Annotated in this window: 19 protein-coding genes; 12 read left to right on the top strand and 7 right to left on the bottom strand. The window is 64.1% G+C overall.

The genetic code is table 11. The features are described from left to right. The 3 genes from dxs to AC1DT7_RS18980 form a co-directional block, all read left to right on the top strand. Nucleotides 1-1,506, top strand: a 1,506-nt coding sequence (gene dxs, locus AC1DT7_RS18990) for a 1-deoxy-D-xylulose-5-phosphate synthase (protein ID WP_478037747.1), incomplete at its 5' end; no start/stop codon positions are given. A gap of 116 nt (nucleotides 1,507-1,622) precedes the next feature. After that, a complete protein-coding gene (locus AC1DT7_RS18985) occupies nucleotides 1,623-1,877 on the top strand; it encodes a hypothetical protein (RefSeq protein WP_478037746.1) in 255 nt (84 codons plus the stop codon). Nucleotides 1,878-2,015: 138 nt separating this feature from the next. After that, entirely contained in the window at nucleotides 2,016-2,423 is a 408-nt protein-coding gene (locus tag AC1DT7_RS18980) for a CHRD domain-containing protein (protein WP_478037745.1), read from the top strand. A 476-nt stretch (nucleotides 2,424-2,899) separates the two neighbouring features. On the opposite strand, the gene AC1DT7_RS18975 is transcribed toward AC1DT7_RS18980, so the two are convergent. Then, nucleotides 2,900-3,826, bottom strand: a complete 927-nt coding sequence (locus AC1DT7_RS18975; RefSeq protein ID WP_478037744.1) for an OmpA family protein — start codon at nucleotides 3,824-3,826, stop codon at nucleotides 2,900-2,902. Between the two features lie 480 nt (nucleotides 3,827-4,306). On the opposite strand from AC1DT7_RS18975, the gene AC1DT7_RS18970 reads away from it, so the two are divergent. Next, on the top strand, nucleotides 4,307-4,873 hold the full coding sequence (locus AC1DT7_RS18970) for an opacity protein (RefSeq protein WP_478037743.1): 567 nt from the start codon (nucleotides 4,307-4,309) through the stop codon (nucleotides 4,871-4,873). 65 nt (nucleotides 4,874-4,938) lie between these two features. Here AC1DT7_RS18970 and AC1DT7_RS18965 read toward each other — a convergent pair whose 3' ends face one another. Further along, nucleotides 4,939-5,631 carry a DUF4893 domain-containing protein gene (locus AC1DT7_RS18965; protein WP_478037742.1) on the bottom strand — a complete coding sequence of 231 codons (693 nt, stop codon included), beginning with the start codon at nucleotides 5,629-5,631 and terminating at the stop codon, nucleotides 4,939-4,941. 151 nt (nucleotides 5,632-5,782) lie between these two features. On the opposite strand from AC1DT7_RS18965, the gene AC1DT7_RS18960 reads away from it, so the two are divergent. Together AC1DT7_RS18960 and AC1DT7_RS18955 are read left to right on the top strand one after the other, a co-directional pair. Then, nucleotides 5,783-6,553, top strand: a complete 771-nt coding sequence (locus tag AC1DT7_RS18960; protein ID WP_478037741.1) for a hypothetical protein — start codon at nucleotides 5,783-5,785, stop codon at nucleotides 6,551-6,553. Between the two features lie 90 nt (nucleotides 6,554-6,643). Continuing rightward, complete coding sequence (locus AC1DT7_RS18955) at nucleotides 6,644-7,093, top strand: hypothetical protein (protein WP_478037740.1); 450 nt, start codon at nucleotides 6,644-6,646, stop codon at nucleotides 7,091-7,093. Nucleotides 7,094-7,106: 13 nt separating this feature from the next. On the opposite strand, the gene AC1DT7_RS18950 is transcribed toward AC1DT7_RS18955, so the two are convergent. After that, nucleotides 7,107-7,820 (bottom strand): class I SAM-dependent methyltransferase, encoded by a 714-nt coding sequence (locus AC1DT7_RS18950; RefSeq protein WP_478037739.1) that lies wholly within the window; start codon nucleotides 7,818-7,820, stop codon nucleotides 7,107-7,109. Between the two features lie 212 nt (nucleotides 7,821-8,032). Between AC1DT7_RS18950 and AC1DT7_RS18945 the strand changes: the two genes are divergently transcribed. Next, nucleotides 8,033-8,383 carry a hypothetical protein gene (locus AC1DT7_RS18945; protein ID WP_478037738.1) on the top strand — a complete coding sequence of 117 codons (351 nt, stop codon included), beginning with the start codon at nucleotides 8,033-8,035 and terminating at the stop codon, nucleotides 8,381-8,383. Here the strand turns inward: AC1DT7_RS18945 and AC1DT7_RS18940 are convergent. Next, entirely contained in the window at nucleotides 8,364-8,780 is a 417-nt protein-coding gene (locus AC1DT7_RS18940) for a lysozyme inhibitor LprI family protein (RefSeq protein WP_478037737.1), read from the bottom strand. The genes AC1DT7_RS18945 and AC1DT7_RS18940 overlap by 20 nt on opposite strands. A 164-nt stretch (nucleotides 8,781-8,944) precedes the next feature. Here AC1DT7_RS18940 and AC1DT7_RS18935 point away from each other — a divergent pair, with 164 nt between their 5' ends. Then, a complete protein-coding gene (locus AC1DT7_RS18935) occupies nucleotides 8,945-11,227 on the top strand; it encodes an FdhF/YdeP family oxidoreductase (RefSeq protein ID WP_478037736.1) in 2,283 nt (760 codons plus the stop codon). Between the two features lie 30 nt (nucleotides 11,228-11,257). On the opposite strand, the gene AC1DT7_RS18930 is transcribed toward AC1DT7_RS18935, so the two are convergent. Further along, nucleotides 11,258-13,180 carry a hypothetical protein gene (locus AC1DT7_RS18930; RefSeq protein WP_478037735.1) on the bottom strand — a complete coding sequence of 641 codons (1,923 nt, stop codon included), beginning with the start codon at nucleotides 13,178-13,180 and terminating at the stop codon, nucleotides 11,258-11,260. A 407-nt stretch (nucleotides 13,181-13,587) separates the two neighbouring features. On the opposite strand from AC1DT7_RS18930, the gene AC1DT7_RS18925 reads away from it, so the two are divergent. The 4 genes from AC1DT7_RS18925 (at nucleotide 13,588) to AC1DT7_RS18910 (ending at nucleotide 15,084) form a co-directional block, all read left to right on the top strand. Continuing rightward, nucleotides 13,588-13,965: a hypothetical protein gene (locus AC1DT7_RS18925; RefSeq protein WP_478037734.1), complete on the top strand. Its 378-nt coding sequence runs from the start codon at nucleotides 13,588-13,590 to the stop codon at nucleotides 13,963-13,965. A 94-nt stretch (nucleotides 13,966-14,059) separates the two neighbouring features. Next, nucleotides 14,060-14,332 (top strand): hypothetical protein, encoded by a 273-nt coding sequence (locus AC1DT7_RS18920; protein ID WP_478037733.1) that lies wholly within the window; start codon nucleotides 14,060-14,062, stop codon nucleotides 14,330-14,332. Continuing rightward, on the top strand, nucleotides 14,329-14,826 hold the full coding sequence (locus AC1DT7_RS18915) for a WapI family immunity protein (protein WP_478037732.1): 498 nt from the start codon (nucleotides 14,329-14,331) through the stop codon (nucleotides 14,824-14,826). Before AC1DT7_RS18920 ends, AC1DT7_RS18915 begins: the two co-directional genes overlap by 4 nt. 24 nt (nucleotides 14,827-14,850) lie before the next feature. Further along, nucleotides 14,851-15,084, top strand: coding sequence for a hypothetical protein (locus AC1DT7_RS18910; RefSeq protein WP_478037731.1), 234 nt, complete (start codon nucleotides 14,851-14,853; stop codon nucleotides 15,082-15,084). Nucleotides 15,085-15,125: 41 nt separating this feature from the next. On the opposite strand, the gene AC1DT7_RS18905 is transcribed toward AC1DT7_RS18910, so the two are convergent. Together AC1DT7_RS18905 and AC1DT7_RS18900 are read right to left on the bottom strand one after the other, a co-directional pair. Further along, on the bottom strand, nucleotides 15,126-15,806 hold the full coding sequence (locus AC1DT7_RS18905) for a pentapeptide repeat-containing protein (RefSeq protein WP_478037730.1): 681 nt from the start codon (nucleotides 15,804-15,806) through the stop codon (nucleotides 15,126-15,128). Further along, entirely contained in the window at nucleotides 15,760-16,083 is a 324-nt protein-coding gene (locus AC1DT7_RS18900) for a pentapeptide repeat-containing protein (protein ID WP_478037729.1), read from the bottom strand. The genes AC1DT7_RS18905 and AC1DT7_RS18900 overlap by 47 nt, the downstream gene beginning before the upstream one ends. Nucleotides 16,084-16,102 lie beyond the last annotated feature (19 nt).

Raw genomic sequence — 16,102 nt, 5'->3', positions numbered from 1 at the left:
GAGCCGGGCAAGGCGATCGCGGTGATCGGCGACGGCGCGATGAGCGCAGGCATGGCCTATGAGGCGATGAACAATGCCGAGGCCGCCGGCAACCGGCTGGTGGTGATCCTGAACGACAACGACATGTCGATCGCGCCGCCGGTGGGGGGGCTGTCGGCCTATCTGTCGCGGATCGTGTCGAGCCGCGAGTTCCTGTCCTTGCGCGATCTGGCGCGCCGGCTGGCGCGCAAGCTGCCGCGGCCGCTGCATTCGGCGGCGAAGAAGACCGACGAATTCGCGCGCGGCATGGCGATGGGCGGCACGTTGTTCGAGGAGCTTGGCTTTTATTATGTGGGGCCGGTCGATGGTCATAATCTCGACCAGCTGATCCCGGTGCTCGAGAATGTGCGCGATGCCGATCACGGGCCGATCCTGGTCCATGTCGTGACCAAGAAGGGCAAGGGCTATGCCCCTGCCGAGGCGGCCGCCGACAAATATCACGGGGTGCAGCGGTTCGACGTGATCACCGGGGCCCAGGCCAAGGCGCCGCCGGGACCGCCGGCGTATCAGAATGTGTTCGGTGAAGCGCTGGTCAGGGAAGCGGCGACCGACCGCCGGATCTGCGCGATCACCGCGGCGATGCCGTCGGGCACGGGCCTCGACAAGTTCGCGAGCGCCTATCCCGACCGGTTCTTCGACGTGGGCATTGCCGAGCAGCATGCGGTGACGTTTGCAGCCGGGCTTGCCGCCCAGGGCATGCGGCCGTTCTGCGCGATCTACTCGACCTTCCTGCAGCGCGCTTATGACCAGGTGGTGCATGACGTGGCGATCCAGAACCTGCCGGTCCGCTTCGCGATCGACCGGGCCGGGCTGGTGGGTGCGGACGGGGCGACCCATGCCGGCAGCTTCGACGTGACCTATCTCGCGACGCTTCCCAACTTCGTGGTGATGGCGGCGGCGGACGAGGCCGAGCTGGTGCATATGACGCACACCTGTGTCGAACACGATTCCGGCCCGATCGCGGTGCGCTATCCGCGCGGCAACGGGACGGGGGTTGCCCTGCCCGAGACGCCGCTGCTGCTGGAGATCGGCAAGGGCCGGATCATGCGCGAGGGCAAGAAGGTTGCGATCCTGTCGCTGGGCACGCGGCTGGGCGAGGCGCTGAAGGCAGCCGATGCGCTGGATGCGCGGGGTCTGTCCACGACGGTCGCCGACCTGCGGTTCGCCAAGCCGCTGGACGAGGCCCTGATCCGCAAGCTGCTGACCACGCATGAGGTCGCGGTGACGATTGAGGAGGGCTCGGTCGGCGGCCTCGGCGCTCACGTGCTGACGCTTGCGAGCGACACGGGTCTGGTCGATGCGGGCCTCAAGATCCGCACCATGCGCCTGCCCGACACGTTCCAGGATCAGGACAAGCCCGAGAAGCAATATGCCGAGGCTGGCCTTGATGCCGATGCCATCGTCGACACCGTGCTCAAGGCACTCCGCCATAACTCGGGTGGCGTCGTCGAGGAGGCCAGGGCCTGATCGCCCGGAGACGCGACGAAAGGATTGAACTTGGCGGGTTTTTCCGCCGAGTCGAAGGCATGGCTTAGCATTCGGGTTACCATTCCCGCCTAGAACCCCGCCCGAAGGGCGAGGCTATGCGATACGACCATCAATGGAATCGGGCACAGGCACGCGCAGGGCGCGGGCGGGGATGGAAGAAATACCCGGCGCCGCAGGATCGCCAGCGTGGCCGTTCCTGGCTGCGCATCGGCACGATCGCAGTGATCGGTCTCGCCGCCGGGCTGACGATCGCCCGGGGAATCAGCGATGCCGACCGCTCGCATTACGACCGGCTGCTGAGCAGCGTCGACATCACCCCGCCGGACGCCCCAAGTCCGCCAAGGGGATGAGACGAGACGACCGGCTCGCGCGCCCTTCCATATTGACCGACGATTGCCCCGGGCTCACAACCGTGCCGTCATGGTGCCGGCCGGTGCGTGTCATGCTGGTCGGCGTATGTGTCGATATCTGAGACCTAGGAGAACGCGATGCGACTGATCCTGCTCACCCTCGCCGCGGCGATGGCGGCGACGCCCGCTCTTGCCGCCGACCCCGTTGCGCTCAAGGCGACACTCGCCGGCAGTGCCGACACCGACGCCGATGGCACCGGTTCAGCCACCGTGACGGTCGATACGGCCAAGAACGAGGTCTGCTACAAGCTCACCGTATCCGGCATCGATCCGGCGACGATGGCGCATATCCACAAAGGCGCTGCCGGCGCTTCAGGCCCGGTAGTGGTGCCGTTCGATCCGCCGACCGGCGGCAGTTCAGAAGGCTGCAAGCCGGTGACGGCCGAAGTCTCGGCCGCGATCGCCGCTAATCCTGGCGACTATTACGTCAACGTCCATAACGCCGCCTTCCCCAAGGGCGCGATCCGCGGGCAACTCGCCAAATGATCTGACTACCGGTCGGGATTGCCAGGTTGAGAACGGCCCCGGGAGCAATTCCGGGGCCGATTTCCTGGGCGATTATCCCGACGAGGATCCGGATTTAACCGTCGTTTTTTTCTTCCCCTGTTATGTCGGAAAATACGACGGAATTTCCAACGTCCCTTCAGCGGGTTACGCACCCTTTCCCCTGTTAAGCCGAACAGTGGAAAAATAGCCTGAAACAGCCGCTTTTTCTGCCCGACAGGCAGACGCCCTGATCCCGCAGAAAATGGCTCAGCATTTTTGACGATGTGAAAGAGCCGACCGGAAACGAGACGTGATCCGGCCATGCTCAACGTGCGGTCTGTTGCTATCGGGTTGAATCGAGCGGTGCGAGACGAGGCTTATTTGCGCGCCCGGACGGCAGAACAAAGGGCGTCTGGCCGGGAGCGGACTGCCGCTCCCGGCCCGATTCAGAGCGCCCCAAGCCGCTCCCGCGCACTTCACATGACATCGACGCTTTTGCTGACCAGGATGTTCACCGCAACGCGGCGGTTCTGTGCCTTGCCTTCATCGGTGTCGTTGCTAGCCAGCGGGTCGGCGGTGGCCATCCCGGTTGGGGTAAGCATACGATAGGGTTTCCAGCCGCACTTCTGCTGGAGATAATTGATGACGCGATTGGCGCGCTTTTCGCTGAGGGCCTGATTGAGGTCGTCGCTGCCAGTCGAATCGGTGTAGCCGACAACCAGGATCAGCGCATTCTCCGTTGCCTCGGCCGTGGTGGCCGTTGAGCAGAGTTGGGCCCTGTCTTCAGCGGACAGTTCCGACTTGCCGGTATCGAAGTGCACATTGGTCGTGCCCTTGATATTGTATTTGTCGATATCGCCCAGGCGACCGCGTAGCGATTCCGTTGCCGCGGTCTGTTCGTCGAAGCGCTGGTCGGTTGCATTGCGGATCATCGCCGCGGTCTTGAGATCGTTCTTCCGGAAACTGATCTGGCTCGCCACCAGGCCGGCGTCCGGCTGCCCATCGCCTGCCTGCAACGTCTTGACGGTGACCGGCATCCCGTTGAGCAGCGAATCCGCGCCCAGCTTGCCGCTATTGCCGCTGAACAGGCCGCCGCCGGCCTTGATTCGAGTCGACTCGTTGACGGCGATGATCATGCTGTTGCCGTCGGCGGTCCTGACCTTCATCTTGTCGCCATTGCGCGCGGTGATCACGCCTTTGACCTCGGGTCCCGCGGTCATCGCCGCCGGGGGCGTGCCATACACGACGACATTGGCTTCGGGCGCGTTCTGCTGCTGCTGCTGCTGCTGCTGCTGCTCCGGTCCCTGTCCCTGCTGTTCCTGCGCAGACGCTCCGCCCGACGCAGATGCGGCCGCCAAGGCAACCAGGAAGCAACCTCCTGACATTCTGGAAATGACACGCATTGAGCAACCTCCTCTAAAATTGCCCCCTCGCTCGCCTTGGGTGTTCGGGTGAAGCTGTCCCGCAGATGAACAGGCGTGGGAATGTCATCGTCCGATCAGATGGTTCGGGCGCACGGTGCGACGAGTCGATGCGGATCGCGCTGCCAGCCGGTAATTTTTCGCCGGGCGAATGCGACTCTGTCAGGACCGGCCCTGACGCCGGCTTCCGACGTGGCTGGCATTACGCGTTCCTTGCAGGGAGTAGCCCAGCTTCGCGGAAGATCAGCGTTTTAATATCGCCCTGCAACCGCCTGAAAGAGGCCATGTTTCGTTCACCGGAGCGACAGAAACCGTTGCGCGAAAGCCGCACTATCGGCCTTGCCCGCGCTTATTTGCGCCGCAGTGCAACGCGTCGCGACCTCGACGGTTGGGACGAACCTCGGTGATGTCGGCATGCGCAAGGCGTCCGATAGCCGAGGAGAAACAACAAAGGTGTACCCCATGCGTAAGCTTTTCATCATGACCGCGGCCGCCGCCGCGATCGTCGCCGCCCCCGCCTTCGCGCAGGATTCCGGGCAGGCAGACACCGCATCGGACGGCGCCCGGACTTCCAGGATCGAGCCGTATGTCGGCGTGATGGGTGGCTGGGAGCAGTTCGATAACGAGCGCAACGCCGGCATCCCGCAGTCGCCCAACCGGCATGACCGCCTGAACGGGTCGCTCGTCCAGGGTGTCGCGGGCGTCAATGTCGACGTCGTCGGCCCGCTGTTCATCGGCGCCGAAGGCAACGCGACCAAGGGCGTCTCGGGCGATATCGACTGGGAATATGGCGCTGCCGGTCGCGTCGGTGTTCGGGCGGGCCGGAACGGCATGTTCTACGGCAAGGTCGGCTATCAGTGGGTCAATTTCGACAAGTTCGGCGACAATAGCCGCGACTATCACGCAATGACCTATGGTGCGGGCGTCGAGGTGGGCACAAAGAGCGGCATCCGCGTGCGCGGCGAGGTCAACACATTCGGCAACGCGCACAGCGTGCGGCCGATGGCCGGGCTCGTGAAGGGCTTCTGATCCACTTCGGATCGTGAGGAAAAGGCGGGTGCGGCGATTGCCGTGCCCGCCTTTTGCGTATGCGATTATTGTCCCTCGGCGAGTTGTTGCTCGGCCGGGACCGGGGTGATCTCATACACTGTCAGCAGTGCCGTTTCGTCGACCGGTGCCAGGGTCAGCCGCCAGCGAAACGGGGCGATGCGTTCCACCACGCCGAGTGCGCTCCGGCCCGGCTCGGCGCCGTAAATCGGTGCCTTGGCATTTCCCTGGGTATAGGCGCCGAGGAAGATGAAGCGGGTGTCGTCGTCCGGATAGAGCCAGCCCGAGGGCCGTTCGGTCCCGGTCTGCTTGGTGAAGGACTGGCCCGTGCCCTCGCCGCCGACATAGCAGAAGGTCGCCGGAAAGGTGCGATAAGCCGGCACGCGCCGTCCGCCTCCGCCGAGCTTCACGACACGGCATCGATAGGAGCCGGGCGGCAGCGCCGGGTGATTGAGCGCCCGTTCCGGATCGAGCAAGGTGCCTTCCCGGGCCAGAGCCGAGCTGAAGCGCGGCCTGGCGGCGGCGAGCGCCTTGACCCAGAACTCGCGAAAGGTGCCGAGGCGGTCGGCATCTTCGGCGACGATCAGCCGCTGCCATTCCTTATCGGGCGCGGTGGGAACCTCGACGATCGCGGTCGGCTTGTGCACCTTCACCTGCGACGATGCGCAGCCGCCCAGGCCCGCGACGAGCAGGCAAGCTGCAAGAGGGCGCAGGGCAGGGAAGCGGGCATCGCAACGCATGATTCTTCCCCCGATGGCGACGACCGACAGCCTTACATGATCGGCAAGCGTTTAAGGAGAGGTGCGTTGCAGTGGTTGACACAAAATAAGCCGCTATGGTGCTGATCGCGCGAGCCCGTCACAAGCCGTCATAATTCGCGGTTATCGTCCGATGATGACCGCAGTTACTGCTCTCCAAACCGCCATCGAACACGGTTATGCAGCGTTCGAGCGGGAGCCGCGTCCGGCCAGCCTCGAGGCGAGCCCGCCCCGCGATGCCGACGCGATCCTGCGAACGCTGACCTCGGCGCCACTGCGCGACCTGAGGGACAAGGATATCGGCCCCTATTCGAGTTGGGCGATCACTACTGTCGGAACGCCGGACGACTATCGCCATTTCCTGCCGCGTATCCTGGAACTCGCCATATCAAATTCGTCATGGCCGGGGGCCGAGCCGGCGGTGATCGCCGGCAAGCTGAAGGCGGGCGGATGGGAAAGCTGGCCCGCCGACCAGCGCGAGGCAGTATCGGCGACGTTCGAGGCGGCCTTTTACGCGGCGATTGCCCCCGACGCGGAAGAATGGCCCGAAGCCTCCGACTGGTTGTGCGGGCTGGCCCGCCTGGCAATGCCGCTCGAACCGTTCCTGTCGCGGTGGGAGCAATGTTTGTCCCCCGGGGCTGCGCGCCAGCTCGCGTCGTTCATCCGGCTGCAGGAAGGGCGGCTGGCGCGGGAGGGCGGTGTCTGGGGCGCCTTCTGGGACGATGTCGATCGTGATCGACGGCGGCAGATTGCCGTGTGGCTGACGACCGAGCCGGTCCGACGGCAGCTCGAGGCTGCGCTCGACCTTGTCGAACCGGAGGACCGATGGGAGATCGAGCAGAGCCTTGCCGATCTGGGCGGGCCATCCGATCGGATGCGGGACCGGTACGAGACACAGCGATAAATGCCAGGACACCGCGTTCGCGCCCTGCCGTAAGCCTGCGGGATCGGATAGGCTCGGGCGGATCGTCAGCGACACTATTCGGGGGAAGTCATGTCCGACACGTATCTGCATCTGGTACCGTCCGATCCCGACTACCGGCCCACCGAGGATGCGGCAGAGGCGGGTGTGCGCCTGCTCAAAGGCTTCTTCCCGCGCGCGGAAGGGGTCAAAGCGCGGGCTGAAAAGGGCGTGGTGTTCTTCGATGCCGGTGAGAATAGCGAGAGCGTCGCATGCCCATTCTGCGGCGCCGACCTTATGGACTGGTGGGGCGACGCGATGGACCATGCGCAGATGGGCGGATTCAGCGATCTCTCGATCGTCACGCCGTGCTGCTCGAAACATACCTCGCTGAACGACCTGGTCTATGTCTGGCCGGCGGCGTTCGGCAGCTTCGCGCTCGAGGTCGCCGATCCGGGCGAGTCTTCGATCGGCGAGGCGCAGCGGACGTCGATCGAGCAAGTGCTCGGTTGTTCGGTGAAGACCGTCTGGCGACGCCTCTGACGGGTGCGACCGCTTATCCGACCGGCTTGCGCCATTCCATGATGAGGAACCAGGGGACGCGGCGGTAGCGCGCGATGGTGGCCGGGTCGCCGGCATAAGGTGTGGGCTCGGCGAAATGGCTGAGGGTCAGGCCCTGATCGAGCAGCAGCGCGATATAGGCGCCGAGCGGGCGGTGCCAGTTGCGGATCCGGATGCCGCGCCACGCAACCCAGTCCGCCCGCTCGTCGAGATAATGGTCGATCGGGAAAATGGGGTTGCCCTTGCCGTCGCGAGTCCAGCCGCCGGCCTGGGCCGCAGTGTTGAAGCTGGTGAGATTGGCGATCAGCAGCGCGCCGCCGGGCCGGAGCACCCGCGCCATCTCGGCGATGGCGCGAGCGATATCGGGAATGTCGATCAGCGAGAGATAGGAGACGACGAGGTCGAACGACCGGTCGGGAAAGTCGAGCGTTTCCGCCTGCCCGATGCGATAATCGCCCTCACTGTCCCGGCGCCTGGCCTGTCCGATCAGCGCCTTGGTCGGGTCGATGCCGGTGGTTCTGATACCCTTTGCCTGAAGCATGCGGCAGAAACGGCCTTCGCCACAGCCGACATCCAGGGCGTCGACGAAGCTGCCGGCCGCAACCCGCTCCAGCATCGGCCGATCGAGCACACAGGCTCGGCCGAAATCGCCCGTATCGCCCATGTCGGCGATCCAGGCCCGTGCCGATTCAGTCCAGCCATCGGCCATCGCGTGTCCAGTTCCCGCCCTTGCTTGCCGCGTTCCCTAGAGACCGGGATGGCCATGCGCCATAGCTGCCGATGAGGGACTCTTGCCGTCACGTGCGGCCGCGGCAGCGACACGGAATTGCGGGGTGGCGGCTGGTCGGTCTTTGGTCGCAAGCCGTGCCGCGACGCAGCGAATTCCGGCTAGCCTGTCGCCGGTTCGAGACGGAGGCACGCATGAAGTCGTTTCAATTCTCCCTGGCGCCGCAGCAGCTGTGGCAGGCGATCAACCCGATGAGCTTCTACCAGCAGGGCGCGCAGTTCGGTTTCATCAACATCGATCTCGGCTCGACGCCGAAGCCTGAGGTCGAGCAGCAGATCCTGGACGAGGTGGGCAGCTATGGCCGCCAGCTCGGCCGGATCGGCGATGCGCTCGAGGTGTTGATCCGGCATGTCGAGCTGAAGGGGCTGAGCAGCGACGAGGAGGACGCGCTGACGATCCTGCAGGGGCAGCTCGCCGAGATTCGCAAGATCAAACGGCGCGAGCCGGCGGAAGAGCCGGCCGAGTCTAGCCGTCGATCCGCATGATGCGCAGATAGGTTTCGAGCTGGAGCGCGCGATCGCCGACCACATTGGTCGCGCTGGCTGCCGCCATCGGCACGTACATGGTGCCGCTCCGGGTCGAATAGAGTGCGAGGCGCGCATCGGCCTCGGCCGAACGGAAGGCGAGCCAGGCACGCTGGGCGAGGCGAAGGCGTTGCGCGGCCGGCGCGGGCAGGGTGCGCATCAGGGCGGTGTAGGCGCTATTCATCCGGCGATCATAAGCGTGCGCTGCGTCCGCCTCGCACTGGGTCTGCCCCGCGGTCGAGGCGTTGTCGGCGGCGTCCAGACAACGCGCGAGCGCTGCGGCGGTGGTATCGGCCGGAGTCGCCGCAAGGGCGGGGCCGGGGACGAGGGCGACGAGCAGGAGAAGGATTCTGGTCATGAGTGCTTGCGTGAACGGCGCTGGAGTCAAAAGGCTCCATCGCCGCTGCGATCACTCTTTCGTATAGGAATGGCCGGTTGCCGTTGCATGAAGCCGCGCTCGCGTGAATATCCGTTTCCTGATCCGCCGGGCGATCCGACCGGCGGCGTATGCTGGAGGTCGATATGGCGAAGGGCGATCCCACCGGAGCGAATCCGCGAGGCGTGAAAGCCTATGACGGCCCGGCCGGCGGCTGGGGTGCGCTGAAGGCGGTCGCGCAGGCAGTGCGCAGCCAGATGGGCGCCAGCACCGATACGCGCGCGCTGCTGCAGATGAACCAGCCCGACGGCTTCGACTGCCCGGGCTGCGCCTGGCCGGACCCCAAACATACGTCGTCGTTCGAGTTCTGCGAGAATGGCGCCAAGGCGGTGACCTGGGAGGCGACCGCGAAGCGCGTCGATCCGGATTTCTTCGCCCGCCACAGCGTGGCCGAGCTGTTCGAGTGGAGCGACCATGCGCTCGAGGATGCCGGGCGGCTGACTCATCCGCTGCGCTATGATCCGGCGACCGACCATTTCGTGCCGATCGGCTGGGAGGAGGCGTTCGCGCGCGTCGGTGCGGCGATGCAGGCGTTCGATCATCCCGACCGGATGGAATTCTACACCTCGGGCCGTGCATCGAACGAGGCGGCGTTTCTCTACCAGCTGATGGCGCGCGAGTTCGGCACCAACAATTTCCCCGATTGTTCGAACATGTGCCACGAGGCGACCAGCGTCGGGCTGCCCAAATCGATCGGCGTCGGCAAGGGCACCGTGACGCTCGAGGATTTCGCGCTGGCCGATGCGGTGTTCTGCATCGGGCATAATCCGGGCACCAACCATCCGCGCATGCTGACCACGCTGAGCGAGGTGTCGCGGCGCGGCGTGCCGATCGTCGTTGCGAACCCGCTGCGCGAGCGTGGGCTGGAGCGGTTCGAGGCGCCACAGAACCCGGTCGAGATGCTGAGCCTCGGCGCGACCCAACTCGCCTCGGCCTATCACCAGGTCAGGGTCGGCGGCGACACCGCGATGTTCAAGGGCATGATGAAGGCCCTGTTCGAGGCCGACCGGGTCGATCTCGATACCGGTGGCGACGGGCTGCTCGACCGGGCTTTCATCGCGGAACACACCATTGGTATCGAGGCGGTGCAGGCCGATGTCGAGGCGACCGATTGGGCGGTGATCGAGCGCCGGTCGGGCCTGGGCCGCGAGGCGATCGAGAGCATGGCGCGGACCTATTGGCAGGCCGAGCGGGTGATCGTCTGTTACGGCATGGGGCTGACCCAGCACCGACACGGCACCGAGAATGTCCAGCAGCTCGCCAATCTGCTGCTGCTGCGCGGGAATATCGGCAAGCCGGGCGCGGGCATCTGCCCCTTGCGCGGACACAGCAACGTGCAGGGCGACCGCACCGTCGGCATCACCGAGATTCCGGGCGAGGCGTTCCTCGCGCGGCTCGACACGGCGTTCGGCATCTCGGCGCCGCGCAAGCACGGCCATGATGCCGTCGCGGCGGTGGCGGCGATGCGCGACGGATCGGCCAAAGGGTTCATCGGGCTGGGCGGCAATCTGGCAGTGGCGATGAGCGATCCGGAGGCCAGCTTCGCCGCCTTCCGCACACTCGACCTCTCGGTGCAGATCTGCACCAAGCTCAACCGCACCTGCCTGCTCGTGGCGAAGGAAAGCGTGATCCTGCCCTGTCTCGGCCGCACCGAGCAGGATGTCCAGGCCGGCGGCGTCCAGGCGGTGACGGTCGAGGATTCCATGTCGATGGTCCATGCCTCGCGCGGCAGGCTGAAGCCTGTATCGCCGAGCCTGTTGTCGGAACCGGCGATCATCGCCGGCATCGCAAAGGCGGCGATCCCGCAGACCAGGGTCGATTGGGACGCCCTGGTCGCCGATTACGACCGGATCCGCGACAAGATCGAGGCGGTGTTTCCCGACTTCTTCGATTTCAACGCGCGGATCCGCACACCGGGCGGTTTCCGCCTGCGCGTCGGCGCCTCGAACCGTGAATGGGATACGCCGGACAAGAAGGCGCATTTCATCGTCTTCCCCGGCACCGACGAGGATGACGGCAGGGCGAACGGCCCGCTGACCCTGACCACGGTGCGCAGCCACGATCAGTACAACACGACCATCTACGGCCTGAACGATCGCTATCGCGGTATCACCGGGCGGCGCGACGTGGTGTTCGTCAATGCCGAGGATCTTGCGGCGCAGGGCCTGGCGCATGGCGACCGGATCGACGTGGTGGCGGGCGACCGGGTGCTCGCCGGCCAGACGGCGGTCGCCTATGGCATCGCGCGCGGATCGGTCGCGGCCTATTATCCCGAGGCGAACCGGCTGATCGCGCTCGACGATTTCGACGGGGCGAGCGGGACGCCGTCCTACAAATCGGTTGCGGTGACGTTGCGCGCCGCCGCCTGAGCGACTGTTTCGTCGGGCGTCCCGGCGCTACTACAGGCGAAGGACGGTGTGCTTGGCCAGAAGCCCGACATCGAATTCGAAGATGAGGTCGATGATCGGCGCAGCGGCAGGGTTGCCGGTAAAGGGCGCGCCGGTGCAGAACAGGCCGGGCATGCCGTTGTCGCACCATAGATCGGCGGGCAGGCCCGGCTGGGGGCTTCCGTCATGCACGACCCGGTCGTTCCCGACGCGGCCACGCAGGGCCGCGGTGGTGAAGTCCCGCTTGCCCGCGATCGTGAGGTCGATGTCGATCTGGTAATGGCCGGGCGATCCCATGGTGCTCGCGCGATAGGCGCCAAGCTCGCTGAGGGAGAGCAGGGCGCCGGGCGTCCCGCTCATCGGTTTGATGACATTGGCGTAGAGCCGTACCAGCCGGCCGGTGCGGCCGCCAAGCACCTGGCCCTGCGCGATGGTCTTCGCGTTCAGGAGATAGCGGAAATACTCGCCGAAGTTCCGGCCCGCCCTTGCCGCTTCCGAGGCGATGCGGACCGGCTCCGCCCCGGTGCAGTTGCGGAAGGCAGGGGCATTGCGGCGCTTCACGAAGACCTGGCCCGACGACCAGGCGGGGACTTCGCGGGCCTTCAGCGTGGTGGCGATCATGAGGGCATCGGGGCGATCCTCCACCGAGACGACGACACCGGCGCCGATGTCGCTCGCGATGTGCGAGCCGTTCTGCGTCGCATCGCCCGGCCGGCCCCGGCAAAAGGCGAGGGGCTGGCCCGGCAACATGTTCCAGTTCGCCATTCCCCCACCATCGGCGATGCCGGAAAGGTTGTTCTTCAGCACCTTGAAGACGCCGTTTGCATAGGTGACGTTGATCCCGTCGACATGATTGTAGCGGCTGCCCGTCGGCATGTAAGGGAAGCAATAGCGGGCGACGTCGATCCGGCAGTTTTCGAGGATCGTCTCGTCGTTGAAGCCGAGCAAGCCGCCAAACCCCAGCACCGCGATGTCGCAGTTGCTGACGGTGAGCCGCTTCCCGCCGATGCCCAGCAGTTTGATCCGGCAGTCTTCCAGGGTGACACGATCGACGCTGGCGCTCTGCATGCCGATGCCCGCCAGGAGCTGTCCGCCCCGACGGACCGAGGTCTTCACCAGCTTGTCGGGCTCGCTATGGATTCGCTCCACGCAACGCTCGGCGAGGAACGTCTCGCAGATGCTCTCGGCGAAGCCCGGCGTGTCGCAATCGCGGAAGGTGATCTTGCGGCCCATCGCCAGGATGTAGTTGCTGTGCGCCTCGCCCGCGTGGCGGCAGGTGAGCCCGACGAAACTGTGATCGATATCCCAGGTGAAGCCGTTGCGATCGAGCTTGTAGATGCGCGACCCGTCCCATTTGTTCTGCGGCGGATAGGAGGGGTAATCCGGCCGGTAGTCATAGCTGAGCGGCGGATCGAAGGTGAGCACCCCGGTGGCCGGGTCGACCGTCTTCGCGCGGACGAAATCGAAGCGGTAGAGATTGGGCGGGTAGCCGCCATATTGGATATCCTGCCCGGCGATCATCACCATCTCGCCGGGCGCATATTGGCTGATCTGCGACGGGATCACCGCGACGATACGGGTGTCCCCCTTTTTCGCCGCGCGGATCAGCGGGTTGACGGCGTTGCGATACAGCAACGTGTCACAGCCGACCGGCCAGGGAAAACCGGTCGGCGCGGTCTGGAGGAAGGTCGCTCCATGGGCGGAGAAGACCAGGGTTTTGATGCCCTTGAAGCAATTCACGGCGACGGTCTGGTCGAAATGATAGGTGCCCGGCGGCACGACGACATGCACCGCGCGGCCGGCGGCCGATTCGATGCGGGCCCAGCGGCCAAAGGCGTTGAGCGCCAGGGAGGTGGCGCCGCTGCTTTCCGGCGGGCCGTTCACGACCGCGCCGAAATCGCAGAGATTTGCCGGCCGGGCGGGCGCTTCGGTCATGCTGGCCTCTCCTTGAGCGATGCGCATGGGGTAGGGAAGGGCGGATGGCTATCGCATGAATGGCGGCGGTGTGGGAGGGCGGGGCATGCAGCCGATATGCTGCTTGTCATGTCGCGTGTGACAAAAGTCGGGGCGCGTGCGGGGCGCTTTGGTGCGTTTTCACGAGGGGAATCGCACGAAAAAGGGCGCGGTGGGCTCGGGACTTTTGTCATGCCCCTCCGGACTTGTCCGGCACATGTGATGATGGCGGGTTTGCGCCGGTCGTCACGGGACGTGGACGTCCTTTCGCATCAATTACATCCGGAGTGACTTCAATTCGGCGGCCCCCCGGTATGACGTCCGGCGAAAATCGGTCAGGAAGCGGGGCGGCGGGACAGCGCGATGGCTTCCCGAAATGGGGGTATCGGATGACGAAGCGATTTTGGGGACTGACCTGCCTTGCTGCCGCGACGACGGTGCTGCTTCCGGGACAGTTCGCTCAGGCCGGTTCCTATTCCACGCCGGTGAAGATCCAGGGCGTGAGGATCTATTCAAACCCGCCCAGCAGTGATTCCGTCTTGCTCACCACGGCGACCGCAGGAGTCTGCGGTACGACGGCTTTCACCTTTCCCCTGAACACGCCGGCTGGTCAGGGAATGCTCGCAACGGCGCTGACCGCGCTCAGCAGCACCAACAATGTGACGATCGAGGTTTCGAACGCCACCGGCTGCACGTCCCAGAATAATTTCGGCCCCGCGCTCCAGTCGCTGACCTTGCTTGCGCCATCCAATCCGGGGCCCTGGTAATCAGGACCGAGCGGTCGCGATGGGCCGCCTGTTCGCTGGCGTCCGCCGCGTCGATGCCGGATATGAGGCAGCATAGGTGGGATGGGGAAGGCCAATGAGAATGTGGATCGTGGCCGCGGTCGCGGCGGCCGTCATCGCGACGGGCCAGCAGGCGGCGGCGCAGGAGGTGCCTGCGGCGATCTTCGCCGATTCGGTGCGGGATGCGGCGCACCCCGCGCGGATGGAGGTGCTGCATATCCTGAGCGGCGGCGTGGCGATCAACGGCATCGCTTATGTCGCGACGGATCATGGCTGGTCCGACCGGCGGATCCGGCTGGAGCGCGAGAGACTTCGGTGGCTGGCGGGGTTGGGACGACAAGCGCAATGATCAACGATCGCGGCGTTCAATCCAGACTGGTGACCCTCGAGGGGGATGACGGTTCGGTCGAGCTGTCGATCGTGCAGTATCAGTTTCCGACGCGTGAGCAGATGGACCTTGATGCGAACTGGCTCATCGTGGAGGGGCACGTGACGTTGTTGGGCCGGGAGTGGCGTTTCCGGGATCCATGCCTCACCACCTTCGAAGTCGTCCGGCTCGCCGACTGGCTGGAAGCATCGGCGCGAGGGCAAGGGAGCGGCAAAGGATGCAGCTTCATAGAGCCAAACCTTGATTTCCACGGTCCTTCGAATGGCGCGATCAGGGTCAGCTTTGCCCTTGAGTCGGCGCCACCCTGGGCCAAGCGCGGTGGCGACTGGGACAAGCACGGCTTCGACGTTGCGGTGGGGCCTGCTCTTGCCATCGCGGCAGGGCAGTTAAGGCATGCTCTTGCCGAGTTTCCTGCAAGGGGGACATTGGAGGATTGCGGCCTGCGCCCGCTTTGAGAGGCATTGCTCCGGAGAGAATGAATGCAAATCAGCCTAGCCGCGAACACAATGACGCCGGCCTATCTTGCGATCCTGTCCAAGGGTTTTGTCGTGACAACGAGTGGCGACATGATGATCGCGGAAAAGGGGCAGAACCGTTTCGTAGCGGAAGAGCCGGTGTCGCTGCTGGGCTTGATCGCGCTGGTCGAGGTCAGGGGAGAGGAATGGCAAGCGGACGATCACGAGATCGACGCCTTTGTGCAGGATTTCGGATGAGCGCTGGGACGCTCATTTTACGTCCTCTCCACATAAGGCATTTACCCGAAATACTTGATGATTAAGTCCGCAAGGGCTGTCCATCTCCCGCTAAATATTAGAGCGATGGCAAGTAATCCTGTAGGAGATGCTGCTTTCTGCCCAAGAGATTTAACAAATTCTTCTGTAAAATTGTCGGCTTTTAATGCGGCCCATTTAGCGGTTCTAAGGGCGTACTCGGTTACGCGCTTCCTGTTAAGCTGAAGAGTGTCGATATCCGGTGTTGGATTCAAAGTTTGTGTCTTAATAACTTCCAGCGTTGCGGCTGCCTCCGTAAGATCGGCAGGACCCAGCGCGAATTCTATTGGGGGTTCATTATGGCCGATTGTGCCATGAGCCTGCGCTGCTGGAATTGCGTTGATTAGATCCCGTAATGCCTCTTCAGCCGCCTGTACGGCGGATAATATATCCGCGACCCCATTTTCTTCATAGTTTTGGATCGGAATTTTATGTTCTTGGTGCCGTACAAGTGTGCCTCTTTTGAGCCGATAGTTACTAAAAATCGGCAAATCAATCTGTGGCCGCAATATTTGTGCTCCATCAAATATTGTGGCCATATTCGATATGGCTCCGTTAAGGCGATTGTCTGTTATCATATTCGCGTTACTAAAGTCCGCGCCACTAAAGTCGGCGCCCTCAAAAAAGACAGGTGTGGAAAATAGAGCTATGAAATCGAGCTTCACGGAAGCTCGATTTTGTAAAGTCCGTGTGAACGAACCCTGTGCTTAGCGCAGTGCATTTATCCAGTCGCGCATTGGTAACTCGTGCTTGAGTGAATTCCGCTCCGGTTAAAATTGAACCAGAAAGATTTGCGTTGCTGAGGTCTGCTTTCCCAAATTTAGCTCTGCTGAAGTCGCGATTGCGCATATCGAGGCCAACAAGCGACGCCCCACGAAAATCTGCTTGCACTAAATCCACTTCGCCGGCGTGCAATGCTGCTAAATCGCCTTCGTCGGCCATTGTCTAATTTTCCCCGAAG

Source organism: Sphingomonas sp. P3_C6 (genome assembly GCF_056402595.1).
Note: the sequence above shows the minus strand (reverse complement) of the source record. Positions and strands in the feature narration are given on the sequence as shown.